Source organism: Frigoribacterium sp. CFBP 13729, from assembly GCF_014841875.1.
In the GTDB taxonomy this organism is placed as follows: domain Bacteria; phylum Actinomycetota; class Actinomycetes; order Actinomycetales; family Microbacteriaceae; genus Frigoribacterium.
Window position 1 is genome coordinate 851,764 of sequence record NZ_JACYUR010000001.1, and the last position, 14,041, is coordinate 865,804.

The 14,041-nt window shown below is 73.1% G+C and carries 12 protein-coding genes; 2 read left to right on the forward strand and 10 right to left on the reverse strand.

All coding sequences use genetic code 11. The features are described 5' to 3' along the window. Positions 1-159: 159 nt before the first annotated feature. The 3 genes from coaD to IFT77_RS03805 form a co-directional block, all read right to left on the reverse strand. The gene (gene coaD / locus IFT77_RS03795) at positions 160-642 is read right to left on the reverse strand and encodes a pantetheine-phosphate adenylyltransferase (protein WP_192169240.1); all 483 of its coding nucleotides are present in this window, start codon (positions 640-642) and stop codon (positions 160-162) included. Positions 643-676: 34 nt separating this feature from the next. Continuing rightward, positions 677-2,848, reverse strand: coding sequence for an ATP-dependent DNA helicase RecG (locus IFT77_RS03800; protein WP_192169503.1), 2,172 nt, complete (start codon positions 2,846-2,848; stop codon positions 677-679). A gap of 139 nt (positions 2,849-2,987) precedes the next feature. Next, complete coding sequence (locus IFT77_RS03805) at positions 2,988-4,694, reverse strand: acyl-CoA dehydrogenase family protein (RefSeq protein WP_192169241.1); 1,707 nt, start codon at positions 4,692-4,694, stop codon at positions 2,988-2,990. Positions 4,695-4,824: 130 nt separating this feature from the next. On the opposite strand from IFT77_RS03805, the gene rsmD reads away from it, so the two are divergent. Next, on the forward strand, positions 4,825-5,394 hold the full coding sequence (rsmD, locus tag IFT77_RS03810; protein ID WP_192042000.1) for a 16S rRNA (guanine(966)-N(2))-methyltransferase RsmD: 570 nt from the start codon (positions 4,825-4,827) through the stop codon (positions 5,392-5,394). A gap of 31 nt (positions 5,395-5,425) precedes the next feature. Here the strand turns inward: rsmD and thiL are convergent, their stop codons facing one another. Next, complete coding sequence (gene thiL / locus IFT77_RS03815) at positions 5,426-6,511, reverse strand: thiamine-phosphate kinase (protein WP_192169242.1); 1,086 nt, start codon at positions 6,509-6,511, stop codon at positions 5,426-5,428. Between the two features lie 24 nt (positions 6,512-6,535). Between thiL and IFT77_RS03820 the strand changes: the two genes are divergently transcribed. Further along, the gene (locus IFT77_RS03820; protein WP_192169243.1) at positions 6,536-7,093 is read left to right on the forward strand and encodes a DUF3515 domain-containing protein; all 558 of its coding nucleotides are present in this window, start codon (positions 6,536-6,538) and stop codon (positions 7,091-7,093) included. A 60-nt stretch (positions 7,094-7,153) separates the two neighbouring features. On the opposite strand, the gene IFT77_RS03825 is transcribed toward IFT77_RS03820, so the two are convergent. The 6 genes from IFT77_RS03825 to leuC form a co-directional block, all read right to left on the reverse strand. Next, positions 7,154-8,302, reverse strand: coding sequence for a D-alanine--D-alanine ligase family protein (locus IFT77_RS03825; RefSeq protein WP_371740915.1), 1,149 nt, complete (start codon positions 8,300-8,302; stop codon positions 7,154-7,156). Between the two features lie 93 nt (positions 8,303-8,395). Next, on the reverse strand, positions 8,396-9,409 hold the full coding sequence (locus IFT77_RS03830; RefSeq protein ID WP_192042358.1) for an NAD(P)H-dependent glycerol-3-phosphate dehydrogenase: 1,014 nt from the start codon (positions 9,407-9,409) through the stop codon (positions 8,396-8,398). A 127-nt stretch (positions 9,410-9,536) separates the two neighbouring features. Continuing rightward, the gene (locus IFT77_RS03835; RefSeq protein ID WP_371740916.1) at positions 9,537-10,361 is read right to left on the reverse strand and encodes a lysophospholipid acyltransferase family protein; all 825 of its coding nucleotides are present in this window, start codon (positions 10,359-10,361) and stop codon (positions 9,537-9,539) included. Positions 10,362-10,368: 7 nt separating this feature from the next. Beyond that, positions 10,369-11,736, reverse strand: coding sequence for a UDP-N-acetylglucosamine 1-carboxyvinyltransferase (murA, locus tag IFT77_RS03840; RefSeq protein WP_123546459.1), 1,368 nt, complete (start codon positions 11,734-11,736; stop codon positions 10,369-10,371). Then, positions 11,737-12,333, reverse strand: a complete 597-nt coding sequence (leuD, locus tag IFT77_RS03845; protein ID WP_123546460.1) for a 3-isopropylmalate dehydratase small subunit — start codon at positions 12,331-12,333, stop codon at positions 11,737-11,739. Next, the gene (gene leuC, locus IFT77_RS03850; protein WP_192042360.1) at positions 12,333-13,841 is read right to left on the reverse strand and encodes a 3-isopropylmalate dehydratase large subunit; all 1,509 of its coding nucleotides are present in this window, start codon (positions 13,839-13,841) and stop codon (positions 12,333-12,335) included. Before leuC ends, leuD begins: the two co-directional genes overlap by 1 nt. Positions 13,842-14,041 lie beyond the last annotated feature (200 nt).

Genomic DNA, 14,041 nt, shown 5'->3' on the forward strand with positions numbered 1-14,041 from the left:
GCTGGTCGTGGTCGTCGTCATCGTCGTCGTCTCTCGGGTGCCGGGCGTGATCTGGATCGGTCCGTGGTGCGTCGTGTCGTGTTCGGAGTGCGGTGCGGCGGAGGTGGGTCGGTGGGGAAGGAAGGCCAGCGGGCCGGGTGGGTCGGCCGGCCGGGTGGGTCAGGCCGTCGCGAGGTAGTCGGCGACGGCCGTCGGGACGTAGGGCCGCACGTCGCCGCCGAGCGACGCGACCTGGCGCACCAGCGAGCTCGAGACGTGGGCGTGGGCCGGGTCGGGCAGCAGGAAGACCGTCTCGACGCCGGCCAGGCTGCGGTTCATGATGGCCATAGGCGTCTCGTAGGCCACGTCGACCTGGGAGCGGATGCCCTTGACGAGGACGGACGCGCCGACCTCGGTGCAGTAGTCGACCAGCAGCCCGACGCTCCAGCTGTGCACCGACACGGTGCTCGGCAGGCCCGCGTCACGGAGGGACCGCTCGAGCAGAGACACCCGCTTCGGCAGGGGCAGGAGGGCCGTCTTGTCGGGGTTGTGCACGACCAGGACGTGCACCTCGTCGAAGATGCCCGCAGCCCTGGCGATGACGTCGACGTGGCCGAGGGTGACCGGGTCGAACGACCCCGGGACGACGGCGATCCTGCTCATGCCGTCACCCTAGCCGGTGGCTCCCGGGAGACCTTCAGCCCGCCGCCATGAAGTCGCGGCTCGAGTCGTCGAGCCGGCGCGCGATGGCCGCGGCGAGCGCGGGGTGCTCCCCCAGCGACGGGTCGGCCTCGAGCAGCTCGGCAGCGTGCTCGCGGGCGGTGCCGATCAGGTCTCCGTCGGTCGTCACCCGCAGCAGGCGCAGCGACGACCGGCCGCCCGACTGGAGGCTGCTGAGGACGTCGCCCTCGCGCCGCAGCTCGAGGTCGACCTGGGCGAGCTCGAACCCGTCGAGCGTCCCGGCGACGGCGTCGACGCGCTCGCGTGCCGTGGAGTCGACGGGCGCGTGCGTCACCAGGAGGCAGAGGCCGGGGTGACCGCCCCGGCCGACCCGGCCGCGCAGCTGGTGCAGCTGCGAGATGCCGAACCGGTCGGCGTCGAGCACCACCATCGTCGAGGCGTTGGGGACGTCGACGCCGACCTCGATCACGGTGGTCGCCACCAGCAGGTCGATCTCGCCGCGGGCGAAGCGCTGCATGACGTCGTCCTTCTCGTCGGCCGACATGCGGCCGTGCAGCGGCTCGACCCGGGCGCCCGCGAGCACCGGCAGCGAGCGGGCGAGGGCCGTGACGGCCTCGACGCTGGCGCGCTCGGGGGCAGGAGGCGCGCCTCCTGCGGTCCCGTCGGTCGCGGCGGAGCCTGCGCTGCCTGCCTCCGGCCCCCCGGCCTCGGCCCCGGCGGCCGGCTCGCCCTGCTCGACCGTCGCGGCGTCGATGGCCGGGCAGACGACGAAGACCTGACGCCCCTTCGCGATCTCTTCTGCAGAGCGCTGCCAGATGCGGTCGGCCCAGCCGGGCCGGTCGGCGAGGGGCACGACGAACGACTCGATCGGCTGTCGGCCGGCCGGCAGCTCGGTGATCGTCGACACGTCGAGGTCGCCGAAGACGGTCATCGCGACAGTGCGCGGGATCGGCGTCGCGGTGAGCACGAGCACGTGCGGCGGGGCGGCGCCCTTGCGGCGGAGGGCCTCACGCTGCTCGACGCCGAAGCGGTGCTGCTCGTCGACGACGACGAGGCCGAGGTCCCAGAACTCGACGGCGTCGCTGATCAGCGCGTGGGTGCCGACGACGATCCGGGACTGCCCGCTCACCACCGCGAGGGTGGCCTTGCGGCGCTCGGCGGTGCTCATCTGCCCCGTCACCAGCACGGGGCGCAGCTCCGCGGCGAGGTCGGGGCCGAGCGACCGCACGATCGAGCGGAGGTGCTGCCCCGCGAGCACCTCGGTCGGGGCGAGCAGCGCCGACTGGCCGCCGCTCTCGGCGACCGCCAGCATCGCGCGCAGGGCCACGAGGGTCTTGCCGGAGCCGACCTCGCCCTGCACCAGGCGGTTCATCGGGACGTCGGCCGCGAGGTCGCGATCGATCTCGGAGCCGACGAGCACCTGGTCGGAGGTGCGCTCGAACGGCAGCGCCGCGTCGAGGCGCTCGAGCAGGCCGCCCGGCCGTGCCGAGCGCGCCGTCGCCTTCGTCGTGCGGAGCAGGGCCCGCTGCTGGAGGAGCGCGCTCTGCAGCACGAACGCCTCCTGGAACCGCAGGGCGTCGCGGCCCCTCAGGTGGTCCCTGTCCTTCTCGGGCCGGTGCACCAGCTCGAGCGCCTCGCGGAGCGGCACGAGCTCGAGCTCGGCCCGGACCGACGCGGGCACGGGGTCGTCGAGCGGAGGCAGCGTGTCGAGCACCACCTCGACCGACTTCTGCACCTGCCAGGACGCCACGGAGGCGCTGGCCGGGTAGATCGGGATCGGCTGCCGGGCGAAGGCCTGCGCCTCGGCGTCGCCGATGCCTGCGACCGCCTCGTGCGACGCGTCGAACAGCTCGTAGTCGGGGTGCGCCAGCTGGCGCAGGCCGCGGTAGTCGCCCACCTTGCCCGCGAAGATGCCTCGCGCCCCGGGCACGAGGTCACGCGAGCGCCAGGCCTGGTTGAAGAAGGTCAGGGTGAGGATGCCCTCGCCGTCGCCGATGCGCACCTCGAGGATCGACCCCCGCCGGGCCCGCATGGTGCGCTCGCGCACGTCGAGCACCTCGGCGACGATCGTCACGGACTCGCCGAGCGGCAGCGAGTCGAGCGCCGTCAGCTCGCCGCGACGGGCGTAGCGCCGCGGGTAGTGCGACAGCAAGTCGCCGACCGTGCGCAGCCCGAACGCCTTCTGCATCGCCTGGGCCGTGCGGCCGCCGAGGGCGCTCGAGAGCGCCGCGTCGAGCGGCGACGGGTCGGGCAGGGGCGCGGGCACGTCTCCACGCTACTGCGCGCCCCCGACAGGGCCGGGTCGTCCGCGGAGCCGACCCCGCGCCTCAGAGCCGGAACGAGTACCCGCCGGAGGCGCGGGTCGACGCCGCGAGCGCGGTCACGTGCCGGTCGTCGTTCACCTCGAGGGCCCGCAGCTGCCGCGCGACCTGCCGTGCGGACTGCTTGCAGAACCCGATCGCCAGGTGACGCTCGGCGTCGGAGTCGGCCCGCGCCTCCTCGAGGGCGACCGAGGCCCGCGACAGCACGGCCGTCTGCGCGTAGATGCCGGACGCCGCCTCGGCGAGGCGCTTCTGCACGAGCTGGGCCTCCTGCACCCGCTTGCCGTGCTTGCGGAGGGCGCCCTCGGCCCGCTCGCGCAGCTGGGAGACCTGCTCCCCCACCTGGGCCGCGGCGCGCGCGAGCTGGGGGTGCACGCCCACCGGCCGCTCGGGCCGGATCCGACGCTGCACCCGACCTGCCACGTACGGCGCCAGCACGCCCATCGCCCGGCCGGGGTCGCCGATTCTGAGGGACGCCACGTCGGGCAGCTCCTCGCTGAGGGCCTTGAGTCCGTTGAGGGCGACGAAGGCGCGGAGGACGTCGTTCGCGCCCTCGAAGATCGGGAAGATGCGGAAGTCGCGCAGGGCCTTCGACAGCGGGTGCCCCTCCATGTACGCCTCGCCGCCGTGCAGCTGCACCGCGCGGTTGAGGGCGTACCAGCCGGTGTCGCTGGCGGTCACCTTGGTCATGGCCGACTCGAGCGCGAAGTCGGTGTCGCCGCGGTCGACGAGACCGGTGGTCAGGTACGACATCGACTCGACGCCGTAGATCTGCTGCGTCATCCACGCGAGCTTGTCGCCGACCATCTCGAAGTCGGCGAGCGGCCTGCCGAACTGGTGACGCGCCTCCGTGTGCTCGAGGCTCAGCTCGAGGAACCGCTTCATGCCGCCCGCGATGGCCGTGCCCATCGACATGCGGCCGTTGTTCAGCGTGTTCACCGCGATGCGGAAGCCGTCGCCCGGCTCGCCGAGCAGGTTCTCGGCGGGCACCCGCACGTCCTTGAAGTGCACGCGCTGGAGGTGGTTGGCCTTCAGGCCGTGGGTCTCGAAGCGGGGGCCGGTGCTGAGCCCCTCCATGCCCTTCTCGACGATCAGGGCCACGTGCCCGAGGTCGCTCTGGGCGAAGACCGTGAGGACGTCCTTGTCGCCGTTGCCGATCCAGCGCTTCTCGCCGTTCAGCAGCCAGCTCCCGTCGGCCTGCCGCTCGGCCCGGGTCTCGAGGGCGTAGGCGTCGCTGCCCACGTTCGGCTCGGTGAGGACGAAGGCCGCGAGCTTCCGTCCGCTCGCCAGGTCGGGCAGCCAGCGGGCCTTCTGGTCGTCCGTGCCGAAGAGGTGCAGCGGCTTCGTGCCGATCGACTGGTGCACGCCCATCACGGTGGCGAGGGTGCCGTCGACCCGGCCGAACTCCTCGTAGACGCGGCAGTAGGCGCTCTGGCTCAGCCCCAGCCCGCCGTACTCCTCGGAGACGAACAGGCCCATCAGCCCTCGCTCGCCGAGGGCCCGCACCGTGTCGTCGCCGATCCAGCCCTCGCGCTCGGCCCGCAGCGGGTCGTAGTCGGCCAGCACCTCCCGGGCCGACGCCGAGACCGTCTCGACCCTGGCGGCCTCGGCCCCGGACATGTGCGGGTACGGGAACGCCAGCTCGGACGCGATCCGCCCCGCGAAGAGCGACTTGGTGAACGAGGGCCTGACAGTACGATCGACGCTGGTCATGGGGCGATCGTGCCCGCAGGGGTGCCGGCCGACAACTTGCTTGTGCGGGTCCCACGACCGGTCGCGCGCCTCCTCGGGGCCGCGTTGTCGACTTGCTCGAACGGCTGCGGCGATGCACCAGGATGGGGTCGTGTCCCGCATCATCTCCGGCTTCGCCGACAACCTGACCCTGGCCGTGCCGAAGACGGGCACCCGGCCCACGAGCGACCGGGTGCGCGAGGCGCTGTTCTCGTCGCTCGACGCGCGCGACGAGATCGCCGGACGCCGGGTGCTCGACCTCTACGCCGGCACCGGCGGGCTCGGGCTCGAGGCCGCGTCGCGGGGGGCCGCCTCGGTCGTGCTCGTCGAGAAGGCGCCGGCCGCGGCGAAGGCGCTGCGGAAGAACGTCGACGCCGTCGTGAGCCGGGCACCCGCCGGGAAGGCACCCCGGGTCGACGTCGTCGCCCAGCCGGTCCGGTCGTACCTCGGCGGCGGCGCCGGACTCGTCGACCTGGTCTTCTTCGACCCGCCCTACGAGCTGTCGGCGGCCGAGCTCGCCGCAGACCTCGCGGCGTTGCTCCCGTCGCTGGCCGAGGAGGCGCTGGTCGTCGTCGAGCGCGCCTCCCGCGACGGGGAGCCCGGCTGGCCCGACGGGCTCACGCTCGACGCCCGCAAGTCGTACGGCGACACGACGGTCTGGTTCGCGACGCGCGACGCCTGACGTCCGACGCCCGAGCAGCGACCGGGGCAGGTCAGCCCTGCTGGCCGCTCCAGAGGCGGTAGGGGTCCCAGCCGCCGGGCTCGCCGAGGTCGCGGCCGTCGACGGCGACGCGAGGGGCGCCTCCCCCGACCTCGCGGACCGTGCCGAGCCGGCGGAAGCCGCCGGGGAGGTCCGCGTCAGCCGGGAACGTCGCGAGCAGGGAGTGGTCCTCTCCCCCGGCGAGGGCGGCGTGGGGGTCGGCTCCGAGGGCCGCGGACTCGAGGTCGAGCACGACGCCGGAGGCGCGGGCCAGCCGGGACGCGTCGAGCGCGAGGCCGTCGGACAGGTCGAGCATGGCCCTGGCCCCGGCGAGGGCCGCGGCAGGCCCGTCGGCGATCGGCGGCGTGGGCGCCAGCTGCCAGCCGACGTCGGCGTCGCGGTCGCGCACCTCACGGGCGAGGGCGGCGTCGGGGACGCCGTCGTGGTCGACCCCGAGGCGGAAGAGCAGGTCGAGTCCCCGGGCGGCCCGGCCGAGCGGACCGGACACGGCGACGACGTCGCCGACGCGGGCACCGTCGCGGCGGACCGGGTCGTGACCGTCGAGGTCGCCGAACGCCGTGACCGCCACGGTGAAGACCGCGGAGACGGACAGGTCGCCGCCGACGACGCCGCAGCCGGGCGCCATGGCCGCGCACGCGTCGCGGAGCCCGTCGGCGAGCCCCTCCAGGTCGACCACGGGAGTGTCGCCCGGGACGGCCAGCGCGACCACGAGGGCGGTGGGCCGAGCGCCCATGGCCGCCACGTCGGAGAGGTTCGAGGCCGCGGCCTTCCAGCCGAGGTCGTGGGGCGTCGACCAGGCGCGCCGGAAGTCGGGACCGTGCACCATGAGGTCGGTCGTGACGACGAAGCGGCCGTCGGGCGCGGCGACGACGGCGGCGTCGTCGCCCGGGCCGAGCTGCGTGTCGAGACCGCGGGGCAGGCGGGGCAGGATGCGCGCGAGGGTGGCCAGCTCGCCGACTGCCTCGACGGTGTCGGCGGTGTCGGCGGTGTCGGCAGCAGCAGCGGTGTCGGCAGCAGCAGCGGTGTCGGCAGCGGCAGCGGTGTCGGCAGCGTCGAGAGACCTGGAGGATCGTTCCATGGGGTCGACGGTAGCCTGGCCGGGATGTCCGCTCCGTCCCGCCGCCTCCTGCGCCCCTCCCTCGTCGTCGCGCTGGGCGTCGTCGCCGCGTCGATCCTCTCGGGGTGCACGGCCGCCGTGCCGATGCAGTCCGCCGACGGCGCGAACGACCCCGACTGCGCCCAGGTCGTCGTGCACCTGCCCGACACGGTCGGGCCGGACTCCGACCCTCAGCAGCGGCGAGAGACCGACGCGCAGGGGACGGGTGCCTGGGGCACGCCCTCGACGGTGCTGCTGCGCTGCGGAGTCGAGTCCCCCGCGATCTCCGACCTGCCCTGCAACGACGTCCAGGGCGTCGACTGGCTGTCGGACGACGGCCCCGAGGACGGGGACACCTTCACGTTCACGACCTACGGCCGCACCCCCGCCGTGCAGGTCGTGGTCAGTGCCGAGGTCGGCAGCACGGCGCTCTTCGACCTCGCCGACGCCGTCGGCTACCTGCCGGAGGACGGTCGCGGCTGCGTCGGCGTGGACGACCTGCGGAGCGTCGGCGACCCCGCCGACACCTCGACCGACGCGCCGTCGGAGTCACCCGCGCCCTGAGCCGCGCGCGGATCGACCGCCGCACCCCCGCCGACGACGCCCCCGACCGGGGCGGCCCGCTCAGCGGTCGGTCGCGAGCCCCAGCTCGACGAGCTCGGTGATGAGCTCGGGGTAGCTCAGGCCGCTCGCGAGCCAGCAGGCCGGGAACATCGAGATCGGCGTGAAGCCGGGCATCGTGTTGACCTCGTTGACGACCCAGCCCCCGTCGGTGAGGAAGAAGTCGACCCGGGCGAGCCCGGTGCCGTCGATCGACTCGAAGGCGAGGGCGGCGAGCCGCTGCATCTCGGCCAGCTCGTCGTCCGCCAGGGGCGCCGGGCACAGCAGGTCCGCGCCCGCCCCGCCCAGGTACTTCGACTCGAAGTCGTAGAAGGTCTCGTCGCTGAGCACGATCTCGCCCGCGACCGAGGTGCGCGGGGCCCCGCCGTCGCGTCCGCCGAGCACCGCGCACTCGATCTCACGGCCGACGACGCCCGCCTCGACGAGCACCTTGTGGTCCTCGGCGAGGCCGACCTGCATGGCGGCGGCCAGCTGGTCCGGGCGGTCGACACGCGAGACGCCGACGCTCGAGCCGGCGCGCGCGGGCTTGACGAAGAGCGGGAAGCCGAGCGAGGCGACCTCGGCGGCCACCGCCTCCGGGGCGCTCGTCCACTCGGCCCGACGCACCGTGCGCCACGGCGCGACGGCGATCCCGGCCTGCTGCAGCACGGTCTTGGTGAAGTGCTTGTCCATGCCGACGGCGGACGCGAGCAGGCCCGCGCCGACGTAGGGCAGCCCGACCAGCTCGAGCAGGCCCTGCACGGTGCCGTCCTCGCCGAACCGGCCGTGCAGGATGGGGAACACGACGTCGACGTCGCCGAGCAGGCGGACCCCGCCGTCGGGCTCGACGACGCTCAGCCCGCGGCTCGCGGCGGTCTCGGGCCAGCGCACGCGGGTGCCGTTGTCGCGCACCTCCGGGAGCGACTCGGCGTCGAGGGCGAAGAGGGCCGCGTCGTCGGGCTGCAGCGTGAACGCGCCCTCCCGGGTGATGCCGACGGGCACCACCTCGAAGCGGTCGCGGTCGATCGCGGCGAGCACGCCCCCGGCGGTGGCGCAGCTGATCGAGTGCTCGCTCGAGCGACCGCCGAACAGGACGACGACGGTCTGCTTCTCGACGCTCATCGGGATTCCGGTCGCAGGGGCCGCGGTCGTGGCGGGGGTGGTGGTGGTCATCGAGGGGCCCTTCAGGTGGTTCGGCGCCGCCGGCCCGCGTGAGCAGGCAGGAGGCGCGGGTCGCGTCCGTGACGGACGCCGCGCCTCCTGCCGCTACTCGCCTTGGGGCTCGTCGGTCTCGGTCAGGTGCGGCGCGATGTTCCGCGGGTCGAGCGTACCGGCGAGCACCTCGGCGACCTGCTGCACGATGGGCATGTCGACCCCTCGCGAGCGGGCCAGCTCGAGGATCGGCGCGACGGAGCTCAGCCCCTCGGCCGTCTGGTTCATCTGCCGGACGACGTCGCCGAAGGCGTAGCCCTGGCCGAGGAGGCGGCCGGCCGTGTTGTTCCGCGAGAGCGGCGACTCGCACGTCGCGATGAGGTCGCCGAGGCCCGCGAGCCCCGCGAGCGTCTCGGCCTTCGCCCCGAACGAGACCGCGAACGAGGTCATCTCGGCCAGGCCGCGGGTGATGATCGACGCCTTCGTGTTCTCGCCGTAGCCGACCCCGTCGACGATGCCGATGGCCACCGCGATGAGGTTCTTGAGGACCCCGCCGAACTCGGTGCCGATCACGTCGGTGTTCACGAACGAACGGAAGTACGGGTTGGTCGCGGTGGCGGCGACGAGCGTCGCGGTCTCGAGGCTCTGCGACGAGACCACGGCGGCGGTCGGCTGGCGCTTCGCGATCTCGAGGGCGAGGTTCGGGCCCGAGGCGACGGCGATCAGGTCGGGGTCGATGCCGAGTTCCTGCTCGATGACCTGGCTCATGCGCAGGCCGGTCGCCTTCTCGACGCCCTTCATGAGGCTGACCACCGGGACGCCGCGCGGGACGAGCTCACGCACCGCGGCGAGGTTCTCGCGGAGGGTCTGGCTGGGCACCGAGAGGTACACCTGCTCGGCGCCACGGAGCGCCGCGGCCACGTCGGGCGTCGCCACGAGGGTGCGGGGCAGGTTGATGCCCGGCAGGTAGTCGCTGTTGCGCTTGCTCTCGGTGATCTCGCGCGCGACCTCGGGACGCCGGGCCCAGAGGGTGACGTCCGCCCCGCCCTCGGCGAGGACCTTCGCGAACGTGGTGCCCCAGCTGCCGGAGCCCAGAACGGCCACCGTGCGGGGCACGGCGCTGCGCATCACGACCGAGATCGCCTCCGTGGTGACGGCCCCCTCGCCGAGGGCCCCGATGGCGTCCTCCCTCGTCCCGGCGCCTCGACCGGCGTCGCCGGCCACGTCGCGGCTGCCGTCGTCACGGCTGCTCTCGTCACGGCTGCTCAAAGCGTCCGGTCTCCTTCTGGTGCTTCGTGTGCGGGTCCCACTGCTCGGCGGGCGCCTCCTCGTCGCGGAGGCCGGCCAGCAGCTCGGTGATGCGCTGCATGACGAGGGCCGTGGCCTCGGTGTAGGCGGCCTGGTCGAGGTGGCGGCCTCGCCACGGCGACAGGTCGACGGGGTCGCCGATCGCGGCGACGATGCGCTTCCGCGGGAACAGGCTGATCTTCGCCGAGTAGCGGCCCATCACGTGCTGGCTGCCCCAGTGCGCCATCGGGATGAGCGGCACCCCCGCCTGGAGGGCGAGCCGGACGGCACCGCTCTTGCCCTTCATCGGCCACAGGTCGGGGTCGCGCGTGAGCGTGCCCTCGGGGTAGATGATCACTCCCCCGCCGCTGGTCGCGAGGGCGCGCCCCGCCTGCAGCGGGTCGCTGTCGTGCGTGCGGCCGCCGCGTTCCACGGGCACGTGCCCCATGGCGCGCATCAGCGAGCCGAAGACGGGCACGCGGAAGAGCGACGCCTTGGCGAGGAACCTCGGCACGCGTCCGAGGGTCCACATGAGCCGCGCGACGACGACGGGGTCGATGTTCGTGTAGTGGTTCGGCGCGAGCACGAAGGCACCCTCGGGCGGGAGCTTCTCGGCGCCGCGCACCTCGATGCGGGCGAGCCGGTCGAAGAGCGGCGCGCCGACGGCGGCGACGCCCCGGAACACGGCGCTCTTCTCCTTGCCGCGACCGAAGCGGCCGACCCGGCGAGGCGTCTGGACCAGGGGCGCGTCGACCCCGCCGGCCGGCGGGGTCGGCGAGGAGGCGTCGCTCACGTCGCGATCAGCCCTGGAAGTCGAAGTCGGCGCCCAGCTTGCGCAGCTTCGCGATGAAGTGCTCGTAGCCGCGGCTGATGATGCCGACGTTGCTGATCTTCGACTCGCCCTCGGCCGTCAGCGCGGCGATGAGGTGGCTGAAGCCGCCGCGCAGGTCGGGGACGCGGATGTCGGCGCCGTGCAGGGCGGTCGGGCCGTTGATGACAGCCGCCTGCTCGAACTCGCGACGGGCGACGCGGCGGTCGTGGCCGGGCAGGCCCTCCTTGTGGACGGTGATGTCGGCGCCCATGTCGTTCAGCGCCTCGGTGAACTGGAAGCGGTTCTCGTAGACCGTCTCGTGCACGATCGAGGTGCCCTGCGCCTGGGTGAGCGCCACGATGAGCGGCTGCTGCCAGTCGGTCATGAAGCCGGGGTGCACGTCGGTCTCGACGACGACGGGCTTGAGCTCGCCGCCGGGGTGGAAGAAGCGGATGCCGTCCTCGTGGACGTCGAAGTCGCCGCCGACCTTGCGGAAGACGTTGAGGAACGTCATCAGGTCCTTCTGGTCGGCGCCCTCGACGAAGATGTCGCCCTTGGTCGCCAGCGCGGCGCTCGCCCAGCTGGCGGCCTCGTTGCGGTCGTTGATGGCCCGATGCGTGTAGCCACGGAGCGTCTTCACGCCCTCGATGAAGATGACGCGGTTCGGCTCGACGGAGACGATGGCGCCCATCTTCTGCAGGATGGCGATGAGGTCCATGATCTCGGGCTCGATCGCCGCGTTGCGGAGCTCGGTGACGCCGTCGGCGAGCACGGCCGTGAGGAGGACCTGCTCGGTCGCGCCGACGCTCGGGTAGGGAAGCTCGATGTTCGCGCCCTTGAGCCCGTCGGGCGCGGTCAGGTGGATGCCGTTGTACGACTTGTCGACGACCGCACCGAAGGCGCGGAGCGCGTCGAGGTGGAAGTCGATGGGACGGTCGCCGATGCGGCAGCCGCCGAGGTCGGGGATGAACGCCTCGCCCAGCCGGTGCAGCAGCGGGCCGCAGAAGAGGATCGGGATGCGGCTCGAGCCGGCGTGTGCGTCGATCTCGGCGAAGTGCGCCGACTCGACGTTGGCCGGGTCGAGGATCATCTCGCCGCGGGCCGGGTCGGTGATGCGGACGCCGTGCACCGACAGCAGGCCGCGGACGACGTTGACGTCGCTGATGTCCGGCACGTCGCGCAGGATGCTCGGGGTGTCGCCGAGCAACGCGGCGACCATCGCCTTCGTGGCGAGGTTCTTCGCCCCGCGCACCTCGATGCGACCGATCAGCGGCTTGCCGCCGCGGATGACGATCTCATCGGACTTCAGGCCGACACGGGCCCCTGCAGCTGCTGCGTCTTGGACGAGAGAGTTCACTTACTTCACCGGCAATGTCTTCGGGCGCCAGGCGGCGCGGCGGGTTTCGAATTCTGTGATCGCGGCTTCGTCGCGGAGGGTCAGTCCGATGTCGTCGAGACCCTCGAGGAGGCGCCACTTAGTGTAGGCATCGACCTCGAACGAGACCGTGAGGTCACCGACCGTGGCGGTCTGCGCGGCGAGGTCGACCGTGATCTCGATGCCGGGGCTCGCCTCGACGACCGCCCAGATCCGCTCGATGTCGTCCTCGGCCACGACGGCGCTCAGCAGGCCCTGCTTGCCCGAGTTGCCCCGGAAGATGTCGCCGAAGCGCGAGCTCAGCACGACGTCGAAGCCGAAGTCGCGGAGCGCCCAGACGGCGTGCTCCCGGCTCGAGCCGGTGCCGAAGTCGGGGCCGGCCACGAGCACTCGCGCGCCCTGGTACTCCGGGCGGTTGAGCACGAAGTCCGGGTCCTGGCGCGCCGAGAAGAAGAGCGCGTCCTCGAAGCCGGTCTTGGTGACCCGCTTGAGGAACTCGGCCGGGATGATCTGGTCGGTGTCGACGTTCGAGCGCTTCAGGGGCGCGGCCACGCCGGTGACGACGGTGAACTTCTGCACTAGGACGCGCCTCCTGCGGTCTGGCCGGTCAGCTCGGCGGCGACCTGGTCGTGGATCGGGGTCGCCGAGGCCGCGCCGGCCGCGCCGACGGCGCCCGCCTCGTCGGCCGACAGGTCCCACGGGGACGAGAGCGTGCCGCGGACGGCGGTCGCGGCGGCGACCAGCGGCGACACGAGGTGCGTGCGTCCGCCCTTGCCCTGGCGGCCCTCGAAGTTGCGGTTCGAGGTCGACGCGCAGCGCTCGCCCGGGGCGAGCTGGTCGGGGTTCATGCCGAGGCACATCGAGCAGCCGGCGAAGCGCCACTCGGCGCCGAAGTCGGTGAAGACCTTGTCGAGGCCCTCGGCCTCGGCCTCGAGCCGCACGCGGGCCGAGCCCGGCACGACCATCACGCGGACGCCCTCGGCCTTGGTCTTGCCCTGCACGATCGACGCGAACGCCCGCAGGTCCTCGATGCGGCTGTTCGTGCACGAGCCCATGAACACGGCGTCGACGGGGATCTGCTTCATCGGCGTGCCGGCCTCGAGGGCCATGTACTCGAGGGCGCGCTCGGCGGCGGCGCGCTCGTTGGGGTCGACGACGGTCGAGGGGTCGGGCACGGAGTCGCTCAGCGAGACGCCCTGGCCCGGGTTCGTGCCCCAGGTGACGAACGGCTCGAGCGAGTCGGCGTCGAGGAACACCTCGGCGTCGAACACGGCGTCGTCGTCGGTCGGGAGGGTCTTCCAGTAGGCGACCGCCTCGTCCCAGTCGGCTCCGGTCGGGGCGTGGTCGCGGCCCTCGAGGTAGTCGAACGTGGTCTGGTCGGGGGCGACCATGCCTGCCCGGGCGCCGGCCTCGATCGACATGTTGCAGATCGTCATGCGCCCCTCCATCGAGAGGGCGCGGATCGCGCTGCCGCGGTACTCGAGCACGTAGCCCTGGCCGCCGCCGGTGCCGATCTGGGCGATCACGGCCAGGATGATGTCCTTCGCCGTCACGCCGGGCCGCAGCGTGCCCTCGACGGTGACCGCCATGGTCTTGAACGGCTTGAGCGGCAGGGTCTGCGTCGCCATGACGTGCTCGACCTCGCTCGTGCCGATGCCGAAGGCCATCGCGCCGAACGCGCCGTGCGTCGAGGTGTGCGAGTCGCCGCAGACGACGGTGATGCCCGGCATGGTGAGGCCGAGCTGCGGCCCCACGACGTGGACGATGCCCTGCTCGGCGTCGCCGAGCGGGTGCAGCCGGACGCCGAACTCGGCCGTGTTGCGGCGGAGCGTCTCGATCTGCGTCCGGCTGGTGAGGTCGGCGATCGGCTTGTCGATCGCGAGGGTCGGGGTGTTGTGGTCCTCGGTGGCGATCGTCAGGTCGGTGCGCCGCATCGGCCGCCCTGCCTGCCGGAGCCCGTCGAAGGCCTGCGGGCTCGTGACCTCGTGGAGGAGGTGGAGGTCGATGTAGAGAAGGTCGGGGGCGCCGTCCTCGCCCTTGACGACGACGTGGTCGTCCCACACTTTCTCGGCAAGCGTCCTGCCCACGGGCACGCCCCTCTCCTCGGGTGTCTCGGTCGGAATGATCGTCGAAGTCTACGCCAGCGCCTCCTGGCCCCTGCCCGACGCGCTGCCGGGTGCAACGCGGCCGCGGGCGCCCGGCATTCCCCCGGCGAGCGCCGCGGCCGAGGTCTCCGAACACGAGGTGGGCGCGCGGCACCTCGCGGGTCCTGACTGGTACCAGGTCC

Coding starts and splice junctions, on each gene's coding strand:
- IFT77_RS03805 (WP_192169241.1), bottom strand. CDS start 4,694: ATGACCAGCGTCGATCGTACTGTCAGGCCCTCGTTCACCAAGTCGCTC.
- thiL (WP_192169242.1), bottom strand. CDS start 6,511: ATGGAACGATCCTCCAGGTCTCTCGACGCTGCCGACACCGCTGCCGCT.
- IFT77_RS03800 (WP_192169503.1), bottom strand. CDS start 2,848: ATGCAGAAGGCGTTCGGGCTGCGCACGGTCGGCGACTTGCTGTCGCAC.
- IFT77_RS03825 (WP_371740915.1), bottom strand. CDS start 8,302: ATGACCACCACCACCCCCGCCACGACCGCGGCCCCTGCGACCGGAATC.
- coaD (WP_192169240.1), bottom strand. CDS start 642: ATGAGCAGGATCGCCGTCGTCCCGGGGTCGTTCGACCCGGTCACCCTC.
- IFT77_RS03830 (WP_192042358.1), bottom strand. CDS start 9,409: ATGCGCAGCGCCGTGCCCCGCACGGTGGCCGTTCTGGGCTCCGGCAGC.
- IFT77_RS03820 (WP_192169243.1), top strand. CDS start 6,536: ATGTCCGCTCCGTCCCGCCGCCTCCTGCGCCCCTCCCTCGTCGTCGCG.